The organism is Streptomyces sp. NPDC087270, from assembly GCF_044744625.1.
In the GTDB taxonomy this organism is placed as follows: domain Bacteria; phylum Actinomycetota; class Actinomycetes; order Streptomycetales; family Streptomycetaceae; genus Actinacidiphila.
Genome location: NZ_JBIUYR010000023.1, coordinates 116,524 through 138,281, shown reverse-complemented (window position 1 = coordinate 138,281; position 21,758 = coordinate 116,524). Strand labels below are relative to the sequence as shown.

Genomic DNA, 21,758 nt, shown 5'->3' with positions numbered 1-21,758 from the left:
CATCAGCGGTCCTCCCGCAGCCGCAGCCCGCGCGGTGTGGCGTGGAACCCCGCGGCCTCCAGCGCCCGGCCCAGCGGAGAGGTCAGCGCCGACTCGCCGTTGGCACGCTCCACCGTGAGGCGGCCCAGCGCTCCCTCCCGGACCGCCAGCGCGAGGGCGTCCGCCGCGGCCCCGACCCGTATCTCGTCCCGTGGCCAGGCCAGCAGGGTCTTGCCACCCCGCTCCACATACAGGGCGAGCTCGCCGTCGGTCAGCACCACCAGGGCGCCCGCCTTCCGCCCGGGTTTGTGGGAGACCCCCTCGGGCTGCTCCGGCCACGGCAGCGCGGCGCCGTACGGATTGGCCGGGTCCGCGGCGGCCAGCACCACCGTGCGGGACCGGTCGGGGCGTTCCTCCTCCCGCTCCCGCGCTGTGCTGAGGGCCCGCAGCCGGTCCACCGCGCCGTCCATCGCGAACTGCGCCGCTCCCAGACCCTCCACCACGTAGCCGCGTCTGGCCTGCCCGGTCTCCTCGAACGCCGCCAGCACCCGATATGCCGCCGAGAAGCCGCCCGCCACTCCTTCCGCGGCCACCGCGCCCCGGGTGACCACGCCGTGCCGGTCCAGCAGGGTGTGGGTCAGAGCGTGCGCCCGCAGGGTCGGATCTGCTTCGGGTGCGGGCACCAGGGACCAGCGGCCCGCGGTGGTCGGCGGCCCGGTCCGGGAGGCGGTGGCCCGTGGTGACCTGGCCGAGGCGAGCGAGCTGTACCTGCCGCGCGGTACCGAGCGCGGCGCCCGGTGCGCGGTCGCCCCCGCGGTGCGGCCCGAGCCGAGCAGCGCCCTCAGCGGGGCGAGGGTGTCATTGGTCAGCCGCCCCGACCAGGCCAGGTCCCATACCGCGTCGGCGAGTTCCGGATCGCTCGCCGTCAGCCCGGTCGCCCGCACCTGCTCGCCGATCTGCCGGAAGAACAGGCCGTACCCGCCGGACAGCGCGCCGAGCACCGCGGTGTGCAACTCCGTCAGCTCCAACGGCTGCGGACCCGGCAGCAGCAAGGGTGCACTTTCGGACAAATACAGTGACACCCATCCGTCCTTGCCGGGCAGGGCCCCCGCTCCGGCCCACAGCACCTCGCCGGAGGCCGTCAACTCGTCCAGCATCGCCGGGGTGTAGCCGCTCACCCGGGACGGCAGCACCAGCTTCTCCAACGCCGACGCGGGAACCGACGCGCCCTGCAACTGCTCAACCGCCCGTGCCAGGCCGTCCATCCCGCGCAGACCATGCGTGCCGACCTGCTGCCACTGCGGCAGGAACACCCCGAGCGTGGCCGGCGGCACCGGCTCCAACTCCTGCCGCAGCGCGGCGAGCGAACGGCGCCGAAGCCGCCGCAGAACCGTGGCGTCGCACCACTCCTGACCGGCCCCGCCCGGACGGAACTCGCCCTGCGCCACCCGGCCCGCCGCCGCCAGCCGGTGCAGCGTGCCGTCCGCCACGGCCCCACCCAGACCGAACCGGGCCGCGGCCTCGCCCGTCGTGAACGGGCCATGCGTCCGCGCGTACCTCGCCAGCAGGTCGCCCAGCGGGTCCTTGACCGGCTCGGTGAACGCCACCGGCACGCCCACCGGCAAGGCCGTGCCCAACGCGTCGCGCAGCCGACCGGCGTCCTCCACCGCGGCCCAGTGCTCCTCCCCGGCGATCCGCACCCTGATCGCCCGCCTGGCCGCCTCCAACTCCGCGGCCCACCCCGCCTCCGCGCCGCGCACCGCCAACTCGGTGCCGGTCAGCGGGCCGAGCACCCGTAGCAGGTCCGCGACCCCCTCCGCGTCCTTGACCCGGCGATCCTCCGTCAGCCACTGCAACTCGCTGTCCAGATCGGCCAGCACGTCGGGATCGAGCAGCTCCCGCAACTCCGCCTGCCCCAGCAGTTCCGCCAGCAGCCGCGAATCCAGCGACAGCGCGGCCGCCCTGCGTTCGGCCAGCGGCGAGTCGCCCTCGTAGAGGAACTGCGCCACATAGCCGAACAGCAGCGAACGGGCGAAGGGCGACGGCTCCTGCGTGGTCACCTCCACCAACCGGACCCGCCGCGCCTCGATGTCTCCCATCAACTCCACCAGCCCCGGCACGTCGAACACGTCCTGAAGGCACTCCCGGATCGCCTCCAGCACGATCGGGAACGACCCGAACTCCGACGCCACCTGGAGCAGTTGCGACGCCCGCTGCCGCTGCTGCCACAACGGGGTACGCCGGCCGGGACTGCGGCGCGGCAGCAGCAGTGCCCGCGCCGCGCACTCCCGGAAGCGCGACGCGAACAACGCGGACCCTCCCACCTGCTCCGTCACCAACTGCTCGACCTCGCCCTTGTCGAAGGCCACATCGCCCGCCCCCACCGGCGACTGCTCCGGATCGAACTCGGCCCCCTTCGCCACAGGATCGGCGTCCAGCAGGTCGAGCCCCATCAGGTCCGCGTCCGGCAGGCGCAGCACGATCCCGTCGTCGGCGTGCATGGCCTGGGCGTCCAACCCGTAGCGCTCCTGGAGCCGGGCTCCGAGCGCGAGCGCCCACGGAGCGTGCACCTGGGCGCCGAACGGGGAGTGGATGATCACCCGCCAGTCACCCAGCTCGTCCCTGAAACGCTCCACCACGATGGTGCGGTCATCCGGGATGTGCCCGCACGCCTGCCGCTGCTCGGCGAGGTACGACAGCACGTTGTCGACCGCCCAGGGGTCCAGGCCGGCCGCGGCCAACCGCTCCCGGGCCGCCTCCGCGGGCAGCGCGCCCACTTCCCGCAGCCACCTGCCCAGCGCTCGGCCCAGTTCGAGCGGGCGTCCCAACTGGTCGCCCTTCCAGAACGGCAGCCGCCCGGGTACGCCCGGCGCGGGGGAGACCAGCACCCGGTCGCGGGTGATGTCCTCGATCCGCCACGAGGTGGTGCCCAGCGTGAACACGTCGCCCACCCGGGACTCGTACACCATCTCCTCGTCCAGCTCCCCGACCCGGCCGCCGCCCTTCTTGGGGTCCGCCCCGGCCAGGAAGACCCCGAACAGCCCGCGGTCCGGGATGGTGCCGCCGGAGGTGACCGCCAGCCGCTGTGCTCCCGGCCGGCCGGTGAGAGTGTTGGCCACCCGGTCCCAGACGAGGCGCGGCCGCAGCTCGGCGAACGCATCCGACGGATAGCGGCCGGCCAGCATGTCCAGCACCGCGGTGTACGCGGAGTGCGGCAGCGCCGCGAAGGGCGCCGCCTGCCGGACCAGGGCGAGCAGTTCGTCCACGTCCCAGGTGTCCAGGGCGGTCATCGCCACGATCTGCTGCGCCAGCACGTCCAGCGGGTTGGACGGCACCCGCAGCGACTCGATGACCCCTTCCCGCATCCGCTCGGTGACCACCGCGGACTGCACCAGGTCGCCGCGGTACTTCGGGAAGACCACCCCGGTGGACACCGCCCCCACCTGGTGGCCGGCCCGGCCCACCCGCTGCAGCCCCGACGCGACCGATGGCGGCGACTCCACCTGGACCACGAGGTCGACCGCGCCCATGTCGATACCCAGCTCCAGGCTCGACGTGGCGACCACCGCGGGCAGCCGCCCTGCCTTGAGATCCTCCTCCACCAGCGCGCGCTGCTCCTTGGACACCGAGCCGTGGTGCGCGCGGGCCAGCACCGCAGGAGCCCCCTTGGCAGCGCCCGACTGCGCCATGACCTGTGCCGGGGAGTGCGCTTCGGGCAGCGGCTCGCCCTCGGCACGCTCCTGGCCGATCTCGTTGAGCCGGTTGCACAGGCGCTCGGCGAGCCGCCGGGAGTTGGCGAAGACGATCGTGGAGCGGTGCGCCTGCACCAGGTCGGCGATCCGCTCCTCGACGTGCGGCCAGATCGACGGCCGCTGCGCCGGCCCCGCGGCCGGCCCGCTGTGCTCGGCCGCGTCCATCACCGGCGAACTGCCCAGCTCGCCCAGATCCTCCACCGGCACGACCACCGACAGGTCGAACCGCTTCTGGGACGGCGGCTGCACGATCGCCACCCGCCGCTGCGGGGAAAGGAAGCGGGCCACCTCATCCACCGGCCGGACCGTGGCCGACAGCCCGATCCGGCGGGCCGGCCGATCGAGCAGCCGGTCCAGCCGCTCCAGGGAGAGCGCCAGGTGGGCGCCGCGCTTGGTGCCGGCGACCGCGTGCACCTCGTCGAGGATCACCGTCTCGACCCCGCTCAGAGCCTCCCGCGCGGCGGAGGTGAGCATGAGGAAGAGGGACTCGGGCGTGGTGATGAGGATGTCCGGCGGGCGGGTGGCCATCGAGCGCCGCTCCGCCGCGGGCGTGTCACCCGACCGGATACCGACCCGCACCTCCGGCTCCGGCAGCCCCAGCCGCACGGACTCCTGCCGAATCCCCGCCAGCGGGCTGCGCAGATTGCGCTCGACGTCCACCGCGAGCGCCTTCATCGGCGAGACGTACAGCACCCGGCAGCGGCGACGGGCCTCAGCCGGCGGCGGAGTGGCGGCCAGCCGGTCCAGCGCCGCCAGGAACGCGGCCAGCGTCTTGCCCGACCCGGTGGGCGCCACGACCAGCACGTCGGAGTCCGCGGCGATGGCGGACCACGCGCCGGACTGGGCGGCGGTGGGCTCGCGGAACGCTCCCGTGAACCACGCGCGGGTCGCGGGCGAGAAGGAGTCGAGGCTGCTGTGCGGATCGGACTGAGGACTGGACGGACCGGACGGACTGGACGGACTGGACATGACCCCATCCTGCCTCGCCGGACCGACACCGCGCCGACGACCACCCTTCCGGCTGTGGACAACTCCTGGCGCGGTCACGACACAATGTCCCCATGACCGCGCGTGAGCAGGCACGATTCTGGGAGCACCCGGGCCTGCCCGGGGTTGACCTGCTGCGGGCCCGCTACATCCGGCACACCTTCTCCCGTCATGCCCACGACGGCTACGTGATCGCGGCGGTCACCGGCGGGGTGGAGGGCATCGGCCTGCCCGGCGGTGCCGAGCGGGCCGGCGAGGGCGGCGTCGTCCTGATCAACCCGGAGGTCCCGCACTCGGCGTACGCGGGCGCCGCCGGCGGCTGGAGCTACCGGGTCCTGTATCCGCGGACGGACGTCGTGTCGGCCGTCGCCGCCGAGACCCGCGGGCTGCGCGGCACCCCTTTCTTCACCGGCCCGGTCATAGCCGACCCGACCGCGGCCCGCCTTATCGCGGCCGTCCACGAAGCAGCCGAGCAGGACGACGCGCTCGCCGCCGAGACGTTTCTGCGCCTGACTCTCGCCCGGCTGCTGGCACGCCACAGCGGGGGCATCGCCCGCGGCGGCCGGCCGCGGGCGGCGGCTCCCGGCGCCGCAGCCCATGCCCGCGAACTGCTCGCCGCCCACCTGGCCGACCCGCCCGGTCTCGACGAACTCGCCGCCGCCACGGCCACCAGCCCCTTCGCGTTGCTGCGCGCCTTCAAGGCCGCCTACGGCCTGCCCCCGCACGCGTGGCTCACCGGTGAGCGCGTCCGGGCCGCCCGCCGCCTCCTGGACACCGGCGTCGCTCCGGCCGAAGCCGCGGTCACCGTCGGCTTCACCGACCAGCCGCACCTCAACCGCCACTTCAGCCGGATCGTCGGGGTCCCGCCCGGCGCGTACCAGCGCGAGCGGAAGATCGTACGAGAGCGCTGACCCGCGGCCGCGTCGTTCGGACGGCCGGCGGGCGGCCCGTATCGCCCGGTATCCCCCCGGTATCGCCGCGGGGCCGCCGCCGCAAGAACGTACAAGACCCGCAGGCGGCGGTCTTCCTAGCCTGATCGAGTGAAAACAGCGCAGACGACGGGGCCGGACACCGTGCGGCAGCCGCCACGGCCCCGAGCAGAAGTGGTCCGAGACGCCCTGGGAGTAGGGGTCGCCGTCGGACTGTCCGGATTCGCCTTCGGAGTGACCTCGGCGGGCGCGGGCCTGTCCGTCCTCCAGAGCTGCGTCCTGTCGCTGCTCGTGTTCACCGGGGCCTCGCAGTTCGCGCTGGTGAGTGCGCTCGGTGCGGGAGGCAGTCCGTTCGCGGCGGCGGCCGGGGCGTTCTTCCTGGGCACCCGCAACGCCTTCTACGGTTTGCGGCTCTCGCAACTCCTGCGCCTTCCGGCGTCCGTACGGCCGCTGGCCGCCCAGTGGGTCATCGACGAGACCTCAGCGGTCGCCCTGGCGCAGCGCGAACGGGCCACCGCCCGGCTCGGCTTCACCGTCACGGGCACGAGTCTCTACGTGCTGTGGAACCTCACCACGCTGCTCGGAGCCCTGGGCGCGTCGGCGCTCGGTGATCCGGACGCCTGGGGACTGGACGCCGCAGGGCCGGCCGTCTTCCTGGCCCTGCTGGCACCCATGGTGAAGGGACGCACCGAACGGGCGGTGGCCGCGCTCGCCGTCCTGCTCGCGCTGGTCTGCCTGCCCGTGCTGCCCGCCGGGGTGCCGGTGCTGGTCGCGGCTCTGGCGGCGCCCTTGGTGCTGGCCGTAAAGAAGAGGGCCGCGCGATGACCGGGGAAACGGGAACGTGGATCGCCATCGGCGCCACCGCCCTGGGCTGCTACGGAGTGAAACTGCTCGGCCTGTCCGTGCCCGCGGGGCTGCTGGAGCGCCCGCTCGTCAAGCGACTGGCCGCTCTGCTGCCCATCGCCCTGCTCGCCGCCCTGACCGCGCTGCAGACCTTCGGCACCGATGCCTTGCGCCTGGCGATCGACGCGCGGACCGCGGGGCTGGCGGCAGCGGCCACCGCGCTGCTCCTGCGCGCTCCCTTCCTCGTGGTGGTCGCCGCCGCGGTACTGGTCACCGCCGCGGTACGGGCGATGTAGGCCGTACGAGGGGCGGCCGGCGACCGAGGGATACTGGCACCCATGCGGCTGACGATGTTCTGGGAGCGGATGCGCGCGCAGTTCGGCGAGACCTACGCCGACTCCTTCGCGCGTGACCATGTGATGTCCGAACTGGGCGGCCGTACGGTCGTCCAGGCGCTGGAGGACGGCTGGGAGGCGAAGGACGTCTGGCGGGCGGTCTGCGTGGCCATGGACGTGCCCGCCGCTCGACGCTGACCATCCGTCCGAAGTGCCGCGAATGCCCTGATATCAGGACTTGATCGGAGGTAGGGCCCAGACTTGGCCTGTGGCAGCACGTGACGAGTCTCCCGACCCGGCGCCCGACGCGCCCGGCGACGGATCGCGCCCGTCACGTGCGCGCATGCCGCGCTGGCTGCCTCGCGCGCTCCTTCTCGCGCTCGCCCTCGTCGCCTGCTACCAGTTCGCGCACTGGGCGTTCGACCGGCTGGTCGGACTCCTCGTCAACGTCCTGGTCGCGTTCTTCTGCGCCCTGGCCATCGAGCCCGCGGTGGACTGGATGGCCAGGCGCCGCATCCGCCGGGGCCTGGCCACCGGAATCGTGATGCTCGTGGTGCTGGTCGCCGCCGCCGGCTTCCTGCTGGCCGTCGGCTCCTTGCTCGTCGACCAGATCGGCACCATCGTGCGCAACCTGCCGCAGTACGTCGACGACGTGGTGAAGTGGATCAACCGGACCTTCCACACGCACATCGACACCGGCGGCAAGCTGCATGACAAGGTGCTGCACTCCAACTGGGTGCGCACCTACCTCACCAGTGGTGCCGCCAGCGTGTGGGGCATCTCGGCCACGGTCATCGGCACGATCTTCCAGGTCTTCACGGTGGTGCTGTTCACTTTCTACCTGGCCGCGGACGGGCCCCGGCTGCGTCGCACGCTGTGCTCCATGCTGCCGCCCGCGCACCAGGCGGAAGTCCTGCGGGCCTGGGACATCGCGGTCGCCAAGACCGGCGGCTACCTCTACTCCCGAGCCCTGATGGCCGTGGTCTCAGGGCTCGCCCACTACATCCTGCTCCAGGTGCTCGGTGTTCCCTACGCCCCCGCGCTCGGGGTCTGGGTGGGGCTGGTCTCGCAGTTCATCCCCACCGTCGGCACCTACCTGGCCGGGGCCCTGCCGATCCTCGTCGCGTTCACCGAGGACCCGTGGGACGCGCTGTGGGTGCTGTGCTTCGTCGTGGTCTACCAGCAGTTCGAGAACTACCTGCTCCAACCGCGGATCACCGCGCGTACGGTGGACATCCATCCGGCGGTCGCCTTCGGCTCGGTGATCGCGGGGACGGCGCTGCTCGGCGCGGTCGGCGCGCTCATCGCCATCCCGGCCACCGCCACGCTCCAGGGCTTCTTCACCGCCTATGTAAGGCGCTACGAGGTCACCGACCCGCGGATGTGACCGACCCGGGCGCGCTCGGCGGGTCGCTTGACATGAAAATCGAACATCCATTCATATGGAGAGGGCCCGGCGGATCTCCCGCCGTGGCGGCGCGAACTCCGGCCGGTGCCGGGCGCACACGTCGGCCGGAGTTATCCACAGGTCCCGGACGACGTGCGGGCGCGTTGTCAGTGCCAGGCGCTAGCGTCATGGACGTGAAGCGATCGAACCAGACATCCCGGGTGGAGTCCATGGCAGGAAACGACCGCGAGAAGGCGCTCGACGCCGCGCTCGCGCAGATTGAACGGCAATTCGGCAAGGGCGCCGTCATGCGGCTCGGCGACCGGCCGAACGAGCCCATCGAGGTCATCCCCACCGGGTCGACCGCGCTGGACGTGGCGCTCGGCGTCGGCGGGCTGCCCCGCGGCCGCGTCGTGGAGGTGTACGGTCCGGAGTCCTCCGGCAAGACCACCCTCACCCTGCACGCGGTGGCCAACGCCCAGCGGGCCGGCGGCACGGTGGCCTTCGTGGACGCCGAGCACGCCCTCGACCCCGAGTACGCCAAGGCCCTGGGCGTCGACATCGAGAACCTGCTGCTGTCCCAGCCGGACACCGGCGAGCAGGCGCTGGAGATCGTGGACATGCTGGTCCGCTCCGGCGCCATCGACCTCATCGTGATCGACTCCGTGGCAGCCCTCGTGCCGCGGGCCGAGATCGAGGGCGAGATGGGCGACTCCCACGTGGGCCTCCAGGCCCGACTGATGAGCCAGGCACTGCGGAAGATCACCAGCGCGCTCAACCAGTCGAAGACCACCGCCATCTTCATCAACCAGCTCCGCGAGAAGATCGGTGTGATGTTCGGCTCGCCGGAGACCACCACCGGTGGCCGCGCCCTGAAGTTCTACGCCTCGGTCCGGCTCGACATCCGCCGGATCGAGACCCTCAAGGACGGCACTGACGCGGTCGGCAACCGCACCCGTGTCAAGGTCGTCAAGAACAAGGTCGCGCCGCCCTTCAAGCAGGCCGAGTTCGACATCCTCTACGGCCACGGCATCAGCCGCGAGGGCGGCCTGATCGACATGGGCGTGGAGCACGGCTTCGTCCGCAAGTCGGGTGCCTGGTACACCTACGAGGGCGACCAGCTCGGCCAGGGCAAGGAGAACGTCCGGAACTTCCTGCGGGACAACCCGGACCTCGCGGACGAGATCGAGAAGCGGATCAAGGAGAAGCTCGGCGTCGGCGTGCCGAAGCCCGAGACCCCGGCCGCCCAGCCGGAGGCCGACGCCGCAGGGTCGGCCGCGTCCGCCAAGGCGGAGCCCGCCAAGGCCGATGTCCCCGCTCCGAAGAAGGCGACCAAGGCCACCGCCGCCAAGGTCTGACGCCATGGAGCGCAAGTCCCAGAAGCGCGGCGGCTCTTCCGAGTCGAGGGCCTCGCGAGAGCCGCCGCTCGATCCTGGTGAGCAGGCGCGGGCGCTGTGCCTGCGCCTGCTCACCGGGACCCCCCGCACCCGTCGGCAGCTCGCCGACGCCATGCGCAAGCGCGAGATCCCCGACGACGTCGCCGAGCACGTCCTGGAGCGCTTCGAGGACGTCGGCCTCATCGACGACCAGGCGTTCGCCAACGCGTGGGTGGAGTCACGACACCGCGGCCGCGGCCTCGCCCGCCGCGCCCTCGCCCGCGAGCTTCGCCACCGTGGTGTGGACGCGGAGCTGGTGACCGAGGCCGTCGAACTGCTCGACTCCGAGCAGGAGGAGGAGACCGCCCGCGAGCTGGTCCGGCGCCGGTTGCCGGCCACCCGTGGCCTGGACCGCGATCGGCGGATCAGACGTCTCGCGGGCATGCTCGCCCGCAAGGGATACCCGGAGGGCATGTCCCTGCGAGTGGTCCGCGACGCACTGGCGGCCGAAGGCGCCGACGGTGAGGAAACGGAAGAGGAGCGGTGGGCATGGCAAGGCGAATAGGCGCGGAGCGGTCATGGTCCGCTCGCCGCTCGCCGGGTCAGCCGGTGCGCCCGCTGACCTGGTGACCGGCCGCATCGCCCCCCGGACGCCCGTCCGGGCGGTCGGGTCCACCCTCATTGGGGGTGGCGTCGTCGGCTGGGTCGTCCCGGCTGCCCGCCGGTGCCGGCGGACCTCCCCGGGCCAGGTCCGCGTAGGAGTACAACTCGGCGGGCCGGCAGCCCACCATCGCCGCCACCAGGTGCCCGTCCGGCCGGACCAGCAGCACCGTGTGCGCGGTCGCCCCCGGATAGGTCTCGGCGACCAGCAGCTCCGCCCCGGTGGGCAGCGCGGCCACCGCTGACGCCAGCCGCGGCATCAGACCGGCCGTCAGCCAGTGCCGCGACTCCCACACCCCGGTCCCGGGCGCGACGAGCACCACCACCAACCCGCGCCCGAGCCGGTCGCGCAGCCGGCTCACCGTGCCGTCCAGCGCGGTGACGTCCACGTCGGCCACCGCTTCGCCCGGCCGCGTGTCGCACTCGGCCACCAGCGACGACACCCCGCCCGACCTGGCGGAACTCCGAGGCGCGGGTACCGTCAGCGGTGAGCGGCCGTACACCGTGGAGGCAGCCGTGCCGCCGCGCCCGAGATGGCTGTCGGTCAGCAACTCGACCTGGCCGCGGGCCGAGCCGGACAGCAGGCTGTGGCGGACCGTCTGCCAGGCACCGTTCGCCCGCAGCAGCGGAAGCGCCTGGTCGGTGGCGCGCAGCCGGGTGCCGACCGCGCCTCGCCGCTCCGCCTCGTAGCTGTCGAGCAGGAGATCGGAAGCGCCGTCGTGGACGGCGAGTGCCAACTTCCAGGCGAGGTTCTCGGCGTCGCGCAGCCCTTCCTCGACGCTCTGCGCCCCCAGCGCCCCCATCAGGTGCGCCGCGTCCCCCGCGAGGAAGACCCGATCGGCCCGCCAGGCGCGGGCCAGCCGCTGATGGACGGGATAGTCGGCCGAGCCGACCAGCTCGTACGGCACCACCTTGCCGCACCAGGCGGTCAGGGCGGCCCTGAGACGTTCCACCAGCGCGTCGGAGGTGAGTTGACGGCCATGCACCGGCAGCAGCCAGTCCATCCGCCACCGTCCGTCCGGCAGCGGGCGGGCGGTGATCTCCTGCCCGGCCGGGGCTCCCGGCGGATCACGGTGCAACAGCGCCACACCGGGTTCGGGCAGTTCGGTCCGCACCGTCACCACCGCGTGCCGATCCACCGCCGTACGGCCGGGGAAACGTACGCCCAGCAGCTTGCGGACCGTGGAGCGCGGACCGTCGCACCCCACCAGGTAACTGCCGCGCCACCAGGTCTCCTCGGCGCCCTTGGTGTGCACGGTGACCCCGCGCGCGTCCTGCTCCACCGCGTCCACCCGGCAGCCGGACACGACACGCACCGAGCCGCGGGACGAAAGCGCCGTCCGCAACCCCTTCTCCAGCAGGTACTGCGCGACATGGACCGGCGCGCCCGCGGGATCGGCGCCGAAGTCCAGCCGTAACACCTCCGTACGCCGGCGCAGCGTGCGCCAGCCCGTCCAGGTCGCGCCGTCGCCGCGCAGTCCGCCGTAGCCGAGGCGTTCCACGAGCGCTGCGGTCGCCGGACCGAGCACGCAGGTGCGTGCCTGCCGCAGCCCCTCGGCTCCGCCGAGCACCTCCGCCTCGTCCAGCAGGATCACGGGCACATCGCGGTGGGCCAGCGCGAGAGCGAGGGTCAGACCCACTGGGCCGGCCCCCGCGACGATCACGGGGTCCACGCAGCGGCCCCCGGAAGAGTTGCGGTCACAAAGCGTATGCAACTCACTGCGCCTGCCCACGTCAAGCGACAGTCGCACGTCGGCGCGGTGCGGGCGGTTCATCGGGCGCACATCGGCCGCGCACGCGACGCACCCGGGGCGCACACCGCGGCACCGGTCCGCCGCCACGGGAATCGCCGCTGCGTGCCTTCCCCGTCCCCGGAGCGTACCGGCTGGGTAACGGTCCGCTGCGGGAGCCGGTAGCCCCTTGACGTGCGGGTCCCGATCGGCGTGGATTCGATCGACAGGTCCATGACCCATTCCGCGGGCGGAGCGGCGAAGTCCGCGCCAACGCGGGTGTTCCGGCGGATGAGGAGGAGGTGACGCATGCGACTGCTGCTGGTGGAGGATGACGACCGGGTCGCCGCCGCCCTCTCCGCTGTGCTCGGAAAGCACGGCTTCGACGTGCGCCACGCCCGTAGCGGCGAGGAGGCGATCCAGGCGCTGCTTCCCGACGGCGGCCCGGAGTACGACTGCGTGCTGCTCGACCTGGGGCTGCCGGACCAGGACGGCTTCGAGGTGTGCAGCCGCATCAGGCGCCGCAGCGCCACTCCGGTGATCATGGTCACGGCTCGCTCCGACGTCAGGTCCCGCATCCATGGTCTCAACCTGGGCGCGGACGACTACGTCGTGAAGCCGTACGACACCGGCGAACTGCTGGCGCGTATCCACGCGGTGGTACGCCGACCCCCGCTGCGACCCGGGGCCGCCCAGAACGCGGGGCCGGCCACACCGCCGAACGGCAGCCCGGTGGTGACCATGCCGGGCGCCGCCGACGGGACCCCGATGTCGCTCGGCCAGGTGGTGATCGAACCGTCCACCCGGCGGGTCACCGTGGACGGCGATCCGGTGGCGCTGACCCGCAAGGAGTTCGACCTGCTCGCCCTCCTCGCCCAGCGGCCCGGGGTGGTCTTCCGCCGGGAGCAGATCATCAGCGAGGTGTGGCGCACCGCCTGGGAGGGAACCGGCCGCACCCTGGAGGTGCATGTGGCCTCGCTGCGTTCCAAGTTGCGCACCCCGGCCATGATCGAGACGGTGCGCGGGGTCGGCTACCGGCTCGTCGTGCCGGCCGGCTGACCGCAGAAGCCGAGGACCGCCGTGCGCTCACGACTCCTGCCGCTGCTCATCGTGCTGATGGCCGGCGTCCTGCTCGCGCTCGGGTTCCCGCTGGCCGCCAGCCAGGCGGCCGCCCAGCAGCAGCGCGTCGTGGTGGACCGTATCGACGACACCACCCGCTTCGCGGCGCTGGCGCAGTTCGTCACGGCTCGCGACGAGAACACGGTCGTCGACCCGGAGGACGACGAGCGGCTGCACACGCTGGTGACCGAACTCGACCGCTACGAGCAGCTCTACGGCATCAGGGCCGGCGTCTTCTACCGGGACCGCACGTCGATGGCCGCGGCGCCGCACAGCTGGCGGGTCCCGTCCAGCGGGGAGTTGTACGACGCGTACGACTCGGCGCTGCTGGGGCGGCGCGTCCACAATCCGGAGCAGGTGTGGCCGTGGCAGCACCGCATGCTCGCCATCGCCTCGCCGATCGTGCGGGACGGCGACGTGGTCGCGGTGGTCGTCACCGACTCGCCCACCGGCGCGCTGCGTTCGCGCATCCTGCACGGCTGGCTGCTGCTCGCGGCCGGAGAGCTCGCGGCGATGGCCATCGCGGTCCTGCTCGCGGTGCGGCTGACCGCCTGGGTGCTGCTGCCGGTCGCGACGCTGGACCGGGTCACGCACGACATCGCCACCGGCCGGATGAAGTCGCGGGTCGGGGCATCCGGGGGACCCCCGGAACTTCGGCGTCTGGTCCGGTCGTTCAACGAGATGGCGGACAACGTCGAGGCCGTGCTGGAGCAGCAGCGCGCCTTCGTCGCCGACGCCTCGCACCAGTTGCGCAATCCGCTGTCCGCCCTGCTGCTGCGGATCGAGCTGCTCGGCCTCGAGCTGCCCGACGGCCATACCGAGGCCGAATCCGTGAAGGAGGAGGGCCACCGACTCGCCCAGGTGCTCGACGACCTCCTCGGCCTCGCCGTCGCGGAGAGCTCGGGCAGCCACCTGGGCGTCACCGACATCGCGGAACTGGCCAGGACCCGCGCCGACGCCTGGCGGCCCAGCGGCGACCGGGAGGGTGTCGCCGTGCACTTCAGCGCGCCCGCGCACGGAGGGGCCACCGCGTGGGCCGACGCGATCGCGCTGTCCAGCGCTCTGGACGCTGTGATCGACAACGCGATCAAGTTCACCCCCGAGGGCAGCGCGGTCACGGTACGGGTGGCGGTCGACAGCGATCAGGTCGCCATCGAGGTGGCCGACAGCGGACCTGGCCTGAACGACGACGAACTCGACCGGATCGGTGACCGGTTCTGGCGCAGTGCCCGCCACCAGAACGTGCACGGCTCGGGGTTGGGCCTGTCGATCGCGCGGGCGCTGCTCAGCCAGGGCGGTGGCAGCATCAGCTTCGGGCGCCGCGAGCCGCACGGCCTGGAGGTGCGGCTGGCGGTGCCGCGCACCGCGCCGGTGACATCGGCACGACCCGCCGAGTGAGGTGGAGCGGACACTCTCGGACCAGCCGGTGGCGCGGGGCTCGTACGGGCGCGCCGGCTACGGCTTCACGGATCGGTAGTAGCGCTCCGCGCCCACGTGCAGGGGCAGCGGGTCGGTGAAGACGGCGGTGCGCAGGTCGACCAGTTGGGCCGCGTGCACCACCTTGCCGATGGAGTCCCTGCTGTCGATCACCGCCTTGGTCAGCCGCTGCACCAGAGCGGCGTCGGCGTGGTCCGTGGTGACCAGCAGGTTCGCCACCGCGATGGTCGCGACGGACTGACCGCCCTGGGCGCGCGGGTACGCGTCCGGCGGCATCATCGCCTGCCGGTAGTACTGCATCTGCGATCCCATGGAGTGCAGCTTGGCCACCAGGTCGCCGAGTTGGACCAGCCGGATACGGTCGGTCGGGTACGCCATCGCGCTCACCGCCGCGGTCGGCAGCCCCCCGGACCAGAAGAACGCGTCGAGCTTGCCGGAGAGCAGCATCGAGGGCGCCTGGTCGATCCCGACCGGCACCGCGGTGACGTCCTTCGCGATGTCGAGGCCCGCGGCCGTCAGCAGCCGCCTGGTGATCAGGTTGACCCCCGATCCGGCCTGTCCGACGCCCACCCGCAGCCCGCGCAGGTCCCGTGCCGACCGCACGGTGGAGTCGCGCGGCACGACGAGCTGCATGTAGTCGTCGTAGAGCCGGGCGCACGCCCGCAGGTCCTTCTTGTTCGGACCGCGGTAGGACGCGACCGCGTCGGCCGCGGCGATCGTGAAGTCGGAGCGCCCGTCGGCCACCTGCTCGATGTTCTCCACGGAGCCCTCGGTGTGCTTGAGGTCGACCTTCACACCGGGCAGGGCGGTCCGCAGGTCGCTCTTGAGCAGCACGCCGTACTTCTCGTAGACCCCGCTCTGCACCCCGGTCGCCAGCGAGATCGGCCCCTTCGGGTACGACGGACCGTCCGTCGGCAGCAGCCACCACAGCAGCAGTGCCAGGGCCGAGGCGGCGGCCAGCACGACCTGGAGGGCACGTCGGGTGCCGAGCCGGCTGCCGAGGCGGGTGAGGTCCATGCCCCGCGATCCTGCCAGCCGTGCCGCCGGGAAGGAAGGCGCGGCCGGGACCGGGCGGCCCCGGCCGCCACCCCGTGCGCTGTCGCTGTCCGCCCGGCGGCAAACCGGGTTCGGGTATGTCGTGGGCACCGCCTACCCTGGGGGCATGACCGCGCAGGACACCGCTCTCCAGCGAAGCTACGAGATCCGCACCTACGGGTGCCAGATGAACGTCCACGACTCCGAGCGTCTGGCCGGCCTCCTGGAGGACGCGGGGTATGTGCGGGCGCCGGAGGGCGCCGACGGCGCGGACGTCGTGGTCTTCAACACCTGTGCGGTGCGGGAGAACGCCGACAACCGGCTCTACGGCAACCTCGGCCAGCTCGTGCCGAAGAAGGCCGCGCGCCCTGGCATGCAGATCGCGGTCGGCGGCTGCCTGGCGCAGAAGGACCGCGACACCATCGTCAAGCGCGCCCCCTGGGTCGACGTCGTCTTCGGCACCCACAACATCGGGCAGCTCCCGGTGCTGCTGGAGCGGTCCAGGATCGCGGACGAGGCGCAGGTCGAGATCGTCGAGTCGCTGGAGACGTTCCCCTCCACGCTCCCCTCACGCCGCGAGTCGGCCTACGCGGCCTGGGTCGCGATCTCGGTCGGCTGCAACAACACCTGCACGTTCTGCATCGTGCCCGCGCTGCGCGGCAAGGAGAAGGACCGGCGGCCCGGCGACGTGCTCGCCGAGGTCGAGGCGCTGGTCGCCGAGGGGGTCGTCGAGGTCACCCTGCTCGGTCAGAACGTCAACGCGTACGGCTCCGACATCGGCGACCGCGAGGCGTTCGGCAAGCTGCTGCGGGCCACCGGCGCCGTCGACGGCTTGGAGCGGGTCCGCTTCACCTCCCCGCACCCGCGCGACTTCACCGACGACGTGATCGCCGCCATGGCCGAGACGCCGAACGTGATGCACCAGCTCCACATGCCGCTCCAGTCGGGCTCCGACCGGCTGCTGAAGTCGATGCGCAGGTCGTACCGGCAGGACCGCTACCTCGGCATCATCGAGAAGGTGCGCGCCGCGATGCCGGACGCCGCCATCACCACCGACATCATCGTGGGCTTCCCCGGCGAGACCGAGGAGGACTTCGAGCAGACCCTGGAGGTCGTGCGCCAGGCGCGCTTCGCGCAGGCGTTCACCTTCCAGTACAGCAAGCGGCCCGGCACCCCGGCGGCCGAGATGGACGGCCAGGTCCCCAAGGCGGTCGTGCAGCAGCGCTACGAGCGGCTGGTGGCGCTCCAGGACGAGATCTCCTGGGAGGAGAACAAGAAGCAGGTCGGCCGCACCCTGGAGGTGCTGGTCGCCGAGGGCGAGGGACGCAAGGACGACGCCACCCACCGGCTGTCCGGCCGTGCCCCCGACAACCGGCTGGTGCACTTCGCGCGGCCGGAGCAGGAGGTCAGGCCCGGCGACATGGCGACCGTCGAGATCACTTACGGAGCCCCGCACCACCTGCTCGCCGAGCGGCCCCCGCTGTCGGTCCGCCGCACTCGCGCCGGTGACGCCTGGGAGCGGCGCCGGGGCGCTGCGGCCGCCAAGCCCGCAGGCGTGATGCTCGGCCTGCCGACGATCGGTGCTCCGGCTCCCTCGCCCGAGGCGGTGCCGGCGGGCGGCTGCGCGCTCGACTGAGGGCCGCGGACGTCGCGGCCGCAAAGATGGGGCGTGCGGGGCCGGCAGGGGCGGTGAAGGGCCGTCGGCGGCCTTCGAGAGTGCCCTGGGCGGCGACCGGGGGCTGCCGTCGGGCGGGGACGCGGTCGGCGTGGGCACGCGGCCGTGGCTCGTCAGCGGGGACGTATCGGCGTCAGACCGGCGGCGGGGACCCGGGCCGGTGGGAGGCCGGGCCGGTAGGGTTCCGATCATGCTGGTCGCCGCTGCCGTCTGCCCCTGCCCGCCGCTGCTCGTACCCGAGGTCGCGGCCGGTGCCGCGCCCGAGCTGGACACCCTGCGGGCGGCCTGCGCGGACGCCGTCGGCGTGCTGGCCGCGGCGCGACCGGAACGGCTGGTCGTCGTCGGTCCGGCCCCGCGACCTGGGCGCGAGGTCTTCCCTCCCGGTGCGGTCGGCTCCTTCCGCGGCTACGGCGTCGCGGTCGACGTGACGCTGGGACAGCCGCGCGCTGACGAGCCCGCCGAGGAGCGAACCGCGGAGCCGTCCTCCGACCGTGTGGACGTGGCGCCGCCCGCCTTGCCGGTTCCGCTGCCGTCCTCGCTCGCGGTGGCCGCGTGGCTGCTGCGCGGCTGGCAGGCGTCGCCCGTCGAGGGGCTCGGGGTGGGGGAGGAACTGGAGCAGGAGCGGTGCGCGGTGGCCGGGCGGGCCGTCGCCGATGCGGCGCCGCGGGTCGCGCTGCTGGTCATGGGCGACGGCAGTGCGTGCCGTACGGTCAAGGCACCCGGCTATCTGGACGAGCGGGCGGAACCGTTCGACGCCGCCGTGGCCGCGGCGCTCGGCGCGGCCGACACCGCGGCGCTGGAGGGGCTCGACACGGCCTTGGCCCAGGCGGTCCAGGCGGCGGGGCGGGCGCCGTGGCAGGTGCTGGCGGGAGCGGCACGCGGCGCCGGGCTGGCGGGTGAGCTGCTGTACGACGCGGCGCCGTACGGGGTCGGCTACTTCGTCGCGACCTGGACGTAGCGGGCCCGCCGGGGCGAGCTGTGGGGCCGCCGTGCGGTGCGGACGCGTACGCGCGTCGGCCCGGAACGTGGACTGACCGCGGATGGTGGGGTCCGCGGCCGTCCGGCATCAGGGCGCGCGCTCATACGTCCGCGCGCTGGTCACGGCCCGGGGAGGCACCCGGAACCAGGACCGGTTGGGTCGGTGCTCAGGTGGCGTCGCGGCCCTTGTCGCCGTAACCCTTCACGGCGTCCTTCGCCTTGCCCACACCCGAGTTGATCTGGTTGCTGTACTTGCCGCCGGTCTTGGAGTCGACGGTCTTGGCCGCCTTGTCGAGGCCCTGCTGGATCTTGTCGCCGTGCTGCTTGGCGAGGTCTGCGGCCTTGTCCTTCGACACGCCGAGCTTGCCCTTGATCGAGTCCATGAAGCTCATCTGGCACCTTCCCTGGGATTCCCCTCGAAGTGACGGCCAGGGGGACGGCCGGGATGCGCCGACACCGGCGGTGACCAGGTCGCAAAGCACACCAAAGGGCACATGGCGCCCTCCACTTCTCGACCATACCCGTGCTGCCGGCTTTTCGCGCCGCCGAGCGCCACGCCCTGTGGACAACCGGTCGGCCGGCGCCTGCGATCATCACTCGATCGGTACGTCACGGCGGAGTTTGGGAGACTTGCAGGGTGAACAAGCGCGTGATCGCCGTCGTCGGGCCCACCGCGGCCGGCAAGTCCGATCTGGGCGTCGCCCTGGCACGGGAGTTGGGCGGTGAGGTGATCAACGCCGACTCCATGCAGCTCTACCGGGGCATGGACATCGGCACCGCCAAACTCACCGACGAGGAGCGGGGCGGTGTGCCGCACCACCTGCTCGACATCTGGGACGTGACGCAGGCCGCCAACGTCGCCGACTACCAGCGACTGGCCCGTGAGGAGATCGACCGGCTGCACGCCGAGGGCAAGGTGCCGATCCTGGTCGGCGGCTCCGGGCTCTACGTCCGCGCGGCCCTCGACGACCTCCGCTTCCCGGGTACCGATCCCGCCGTCCGCGCCCGCCTGGAGGCCGAACTCGACATGCGGGGGCCGGGTGCCCTGCACGCCCGGCTGGCCGCCGTGGACGCCGAGGCCGCTCGGGCGATCCTGCCGAGCAACGGCCGCCGGATCGTGCGCGCGCTGGAGGTGGTCGAGATCACCGGGCAGCCCTTCACCGCGAACCTGCCCGGCCCCGAGTCCGTCTACGACACCGTGCAGATCGGGGTCGCCGTCCCGCGGCCCGAGCTCGACGAGCGGATCGCGCTGCGCGTGGACCGGATGTGGAAGGCCGGACTCGTCGCGGAGGTGCGCGCCTTGGAGGCGGCCGGGCTGCGCGAGGGCCGTACGGCGTCGCGCGCCCTGGGCTACCAGCAGGTGCTCGCCTGGTTCGCCGGCGACTGCACCGAGGAGCAGGCGCACGCGGAGACCGTACGCGCCACCAAGCGCTTCGCCCGGCGTCAGGACTCGTGGTTCCGGCGCGACCCGCGTGTGCACTGGCTCACGACCCAGGGAACGGAACTCGCCGGGCAGGCGCTGGCGTTGGCGCGGGATACTCCAAGAAGCGGTCACAGCCTGATCACGTGATTGCATCGGGACGCCTCGGTGTCCCGGAGGCGCCTCCCGCCCGTGTCATCATCGTGCTTCGAGCTACTGTGTCGACGTACGGGAGGGCGCGTGGCGATGGCAGCCGGCCCACGCGACACCCCACCGGGGCGCGACACATCGACGGACTCCGACCGCTCGGCGAGGAGTCGGAACCGGAACCACCGGCAGGGGCAGATTCCGGACTCCCGTCCACCACTGGACTCCCTGGAGTCGTTGAACTCCGTGGACGCTCCGTTCGATCCGGACGCGCTGATCGGTCCGGACGCGCCCGCCGACCCCGAGCCCGGCCCCGATTCCGCGGCCGACGTCGCCGTCGATCCGGACGACCCCGGCGATCCGCTCGCGTCGGTCGCGTCGCTCGACCGGTACGACAACCTGGAACGGCTCGACCGGCTGGAACCGCTCGGCGTGCTGGACGACCTCGACCCGCTCGAGGCCGGGGAGCCGATGCCGTCGATGGCGGACGGCGAGTCCTTCCGCGAGCTGCGGCCGCAGCGACGGCTGCGGATCTGGCAGATCGCGCCGATCGTCGCCCTGGCCGTCGGCGGCTCGCTGATGTTCGCCTTCCCGCTCGCCTTCGAGTCGGGGGACACCGGCCCGGTGGTCGCGATGCTCGGCCTGCTGCTGTGCTGCTGCGCGGCCGGGTGGGGCCTGGCGGCTGCCCGCCGGATCGGCCAGACCTGGCCGGGACTGCCCGCGCGGGGCTCGGGCGAGCGCGCCGACTGGCGCTACGTCGCCGGCTACGCCGCTCTCATCGTGCTGCTGGCGTTGCTCGCCGTCTGGCGGGTCGCCCGGCTGCGCTGACGGCGTGCCGCCAGGTCAGCGCCGTGCGGGCGGCATACCCGGCACCGACGACGGCCGACCACGTACGATCGGACCTGTGACTGACGCGCCCTCCGCCGACGCCCCCATCGCCTTCCTCAAGGGCCACGGCACCGAGAACGACTTCGTGATCGTCCCCGACCCGGACGGCCGGCTCGAACTGTCGGCGGGCGACGTGGCGCGGCTGTGCGACCGGCGGGCGGGCATCGGCGCCGACGGTCTGCTCAGGGTCGTGCGCTCCGCCGCCCATCCGGAGGCGGCCGCACTCGCCGCCGAGGCCGAGTGGTTCATGGACTACCGCAACAGCGACGGCAGCATCGCCGAGATGTGCGGCAACGGCGTACGGGTCTTCGCCCGCTATCTCCAGCGGACCGGACGCGCCGGCGCCGGGGACCTGGACATCGCCACCCGCGCCGGAGTGCGGCATGTCCACATCGGCAAGGACGGCGCGGACGGCACACCGGGCGATGTCACCGTCACGATGGGGCCCGCCGAACTGCCCGGCGGCGCCGTCAACATCGGTGTCGACGGCCGCACCTGGCCCGCCGTGCACATCAGCATGGGGAACCCGCACGCGGTGGCCTTCGTCGACGACCTGGACGACGCCGGCGACCTGCTGCGCGCACCCGCCGTCAGTCCCGGCTCGGCCTATCCGAACGGCACCAACGTCGAGTTCGTGGTCGACCGCGGCCCCGCCCATGTCGCCATGCGGGTGCACGAGCGCGGCTCGGGAGAGACCCGCTCCTGCGGCACCGGCGCGTGCGCGGTGATGGTCGCCGCCGCCCGCAGGGACGGTCTGGACCCCACTGCCACTGGCCAGCCGGTCACCTACACCGTCGACGTGCCCGGCGGCCGTCTGGTGATCACCGAGCGCGCCGACGGCGAGATCGAGATGACCGGTCCCGCCGTCATCCTCGCCGAAGGCACCATCGACCCCGCCTGGCTCGCCGGCTCCGGGCGCTGACCCGGCGGCCCCCGGCGGTCCCTTCGCGGGCCGCCTTGGCACCGTCGGCGCCGGCTCGCCCCACCCGAACCGGACGTATCAGGTCACCACACCCGTACGCCTTCCCTCGAACGGGTGATGGGGATCACTCTCGGCGAGAGCGTGGCAGCCGCACGTGGT

At 73.0% G+C, this 21,758-nt stretch carries 17 protein-coding genes and 1 pseudogene; 14 read left to right on the top strand and 4 right to left on the bottom strand.

The features are described from left to right. Positions 1 to 2 precede the first annotated feature (2 nt). A complete protein-coding gene (locus ACIPAE_RS34615; protein WP_402450732.1) occupies positions 3 to 4,700 on the bottom strand; it encodes an ATP-dependent helicase in 4,698 nt (1,565 codons plus the stop codon). 92 nt (positions 4,701 to 4,792) lie between these two features. Between ACIPAE_RS34615 and ACIPAE_RS34610 the strand changes: the two genes are divergently transcribed. The 7 genes and pseudogenes from ACIPAE_RS34610 to recX all read left to right on the top strand — a co-directional run bounded on the left by ACIPAE_RS34610 (position 4,793) and on the right by recX (position 10,153). Continuing rightward, complete coding sequence (locus ACIPAE_RS34610) at positions 4,793 to 5,629, top strand: AraC family transcriptional regulator (RefSeq protein WP_328470184.1); 837 nt, start codon at positions 4,793 to 4,795, stop codon at positions 5,627 to 5,629. A 129-nt stretch (positions 5,630 to 5,758) separates the two neighbouring features. Next, complete coding sequence (locus ACIPAE_RS34605) at positions 5,759 to 6,472, top strand: AzlC family ABC transporter permease (protein ID WP_402450730.1); 714 nt, start codon at positions 5,759 to 5,761, stop codon at positions 6,470 to 6,472. Then, a complete protein-coding gene (locus ACIPAE_RS34600; protein WP_366409993.1) occupies positions 6,469 to 6,786 on the top strand; it encodes an AzlD domain-containing protein in 318 nt (105 codons plus the stop codon). The genes ACIPAE_RS34605 and ACIPAE_RS34600 overlap by 4 nt, the downstream gene beginning before the upstream one ends. A 42-nt stretch (positions 6,787 to 6,828) precedes the next feature. After that, on the top strand, positions 6,829 to 7,023 hold the full coding sequence (locus tag ACIPAE_RS34595) for a DUF3046 domain-containing protein (RefSeq protein ID WP_328470190.1): 195 nt from the start codon (positions 6,829 to 6,831) through the stop codon (positions 7,021 to 7,023). A gap of 70 nt (positions 7,024 to 7,093) precedes the next feature. Then, on the top strand, positions 7,094 to 8,212 hold the full coding sequence (locus ACIPAE_RS34590; protein WP_329364058.1) for an AI-2E family transporter: 1,119 nt from the start codon (positions 7,094 to 7,096) through the stop codon (positions 8,210 to 8,212). 32 nt (positions 8,213 to 8,244) lie between these two features. Then, positions 8,245 to 9,366, top strand: a pseudogene (gene recA, locus ACIPAE_RS34585) (recombinase RecA); the annotation flags it as partial. Then, positions 9,305 to 10,153, top strand: a complete 849-nt coding sequence (gene recX / locus ACIPAE_RS34580) for a recombination regulator RecX (protein WP_402450725.1) — start codon at positions 9,305 to 9,307, stop codon at positions 10,151 to 10,153. The pseudogene recA and the gene recX, both read left to right, overlap by 62 nt. 37 nt (positions 10,154 to 10,190) lie before the next feature. On the opposite strand, the gene ACIPAE_RS34575 is transcribed toward recX, so the two are convergent. Next, entirely contained in the window at positions 10,191 to 11,921 is a 1,731-nt protein-coding gene (locus ACIPAE_RS34575; protein ID WP_402450723.1) for an FAD-dependent monooxygenase, read from the bottom strand. A gap of 366 nt (positions 11,922 to 12,287) precedes the next feature. On the opposite strand from ACIPAE_RS34575, the gene ACIPAE_RS34570 reads away from it, so the two are divergent. Both ACIPAE_RS34570 and ACIPAE_RS34565 read left to right on the top strand, forming a co-directional pair. After that, positions 12,288 to 13,037, top strand: coding sequence for a response regulator transcription factor (locus ACIPAE_RS34570; RefSeq protein ID WP_328470197.1), 750 nt, complete (start codon positions 12,288 to 12,290; stop codon positions 13,035 to 13,037). 21 nt (positions 13,038 to 13,058) lie between these two features. After that, on the top strand, positions 13,059 to 14,495 hold the full coding sequence (locus ACIPAE_RS34565; protein WP_366409990.1) for a HAMP domain-containing sensor histidine kinase: 1,437 nt from the start codon (positions 13,059 to 13,061) through the stop codon (positions 14,493 to 14,495). A gap of 57 nt (positions 14,496 to 14,552) precedes the next feature. On the opposite strand, the gene ACIPAE_RS34560 is transcribed toward ACIPAE_RS34565, so the two are convergent. Beyond that, positions 14,553 to 15,551: a TAXI family TRAP transporter solute-binding subunit gene (locus ACIPAE_RS34560; protein ID WP_329364052.1), complete on the bottom strand. Its 999-nt coding sequence runs from the start codon at positions 15,549 to 15,551 to the stop codon at positions 14,553 to 14,555. A gap of 145 nt (positions 15,552 to 15,696) precedes the next feature. Between ACIPAE_RS34560 and miaB the strand changes: the two genes are divergently transcribed. Together miaB and ACIPAE_RS34550 are read left to right on the top strand one after the other, a co-directional pair. Then, positions 15,697 to 17,205 carry a tRNA (N6-isopentenyl adenosine(37)-C2)-methylthiotransferase MiaB gene (miaB, locus tag ACIPAE_RS34555; RefSeq protein ID WP_402450720.1) on the top strand — a complete coding sequence of 503 codons (1,509 nt, stop codon included), beginning with the start codon at positions 15,697 to 15,699 and terminating at the stop codon, positions 17,203 to 17,205. 229 nt (positions 17,206 to 17,434) lie between these two features. Beyond that, complete coding sequence (locus tag ACIPAE_RS34550; RefSeq protein ID WP_402450718.1) at positions 17,435 to 18,202, top strand: class III extradiol dioxygenase subunit B-like domain-containing protein; 768 nt, start codon at positions 17,435 to 17,437, stop codon at positions 18,200 to 18,202. 187 nt (positions 18,203 to 18,389) lie between these two features. Here ACIPAE_RS34550 and ACIPAE_RS34545 read toward each other — a convergent pair whose 3' ends face one another. Beyond that, complete coding sequence (locus tag ACIPAE_RS34545; protein ID WP_402450716.1) at positions 18,390 to 18,614, bottom strand: antitoxin; 225 nt, start codon at positions 18,612 to 18,614, stop codon at positions 18,390 to 18,392. Between the two features lie 245 nt (positions 18,615 to 18,859). On the opposite strand from ACIPAE_RS34545, the gene miaA reads away from it, so the two are divergent. The 3 genes from miaA to dapF all read left to right on the top strand — a co-directional run bounded on the left by miaA (position 18,860) and on the right by dapF (position 21,599). Then, positions 18,860 to 19,792 (top strand): tRNA (adenosine(37)-N6)-dimethylallyltransferase MiaA, encoded by a 933-nt coding sequence (gene miaA, locus ACIPAE_RS34540; RefSeq protein ID WP_402450714.1) that lies wholly within the window; start codon positions 18,860 to 18,862, stop codon positions 19,790 to 19,792. A gap of 243 nt (positions 19,793 to 20,035) precedes the next feature. Then, positions 20,036 to 20,617 carry a hypothetical protein gene (locus tag ACIPAE_RS34535; RefSeq protein WP_402450711.1) on the top strand — a complete coding sequence of 194 codons (582 nt, stop codon included), beginning with the start codon at positions 20,036 to 20,038 and terminating at the stop codon, positions 20,615 to 20,617. 76 nt (positions 20,618 to 20,693) lie between these two features. Continuing rightward, positions 20,694 to 21,599: a diaminopimelate epimerase gene (dapF, locus tag ACIPAE_RS34530; protein WP_402450708.1), complete on the top strand. Its 906-nt coding sequence runs from the start codon at positions 20,694 to 20,696 to the stop codon at positions 21,597 to 21,599. Positions 21,600 to 21,758 lie beyond the last annotated feature (159 nt).

Coding starts and splice junctions, on each gene's coding strand:
- ACIPAE_RS34615 (WP_402450732.1), bottom strand. CDS start 4,700: ATGTCCAGTCCGTCCAGTCCGTCCGGTCCGTCCAGTCCTCAGTCCGAT.
- ACIPAE_RS34610 (WP_328470184.1), top strand. CDS start 4,793: ATGACCGCGCGTGAGCAGGCACGATTCTGGGAGCACCCGGGCCTGCCC.
- ACIPAE_RS34600 (WP_366409993.1), top strand. CDS start 6,469: ATGACCGGGGAAACGGGAACGTGGATCGCCATCGGCGCCACCGCCCTG.
- ACIPAE_RS34595 (WP_328470190.1), top strand. CDS start 6,829: ATGCGGCTGACGATGTTCTGGGAGCGGATGCGCGCGCAGTTCGGCGAG.
- ACIPAE_RS34570 (WP_328470197.1), top strand. CDS start 12,288: ATGCGACTGCTGCTGGTGGAGGATGACGACCGGGTCGCCGCCGCCCTC.
- ACIPAE_RS34560 (WP_329364052.1), bottom strand. CDS start 15,551: ATGGACCTCACCCGCCTCGGCAGCCGGCTCGGCACCCGACGTGCCCTC.
- miaB (WP_402450720.1), top strand. CDS start 15,697: ATGACCGCGCAGGACACCGCTCTCCAGCGAAGCTACGAGATCCGCACC.
- ACIPAE_RS34550 (WP_402450718.1), top strand. CDS start 17,435: ATGCTGGTCGCCGCTGCCGTCTGCCCCTGCCCGCCGCTGCTCGTACCC.
- ACIPAE_RS34545 (WP_402450716.1), bottom strand. CDS start 18,614: ATGAGCTTCATGGACTCGATCAAGGGCAAGCTCGGCGTGTCGAAGGAC.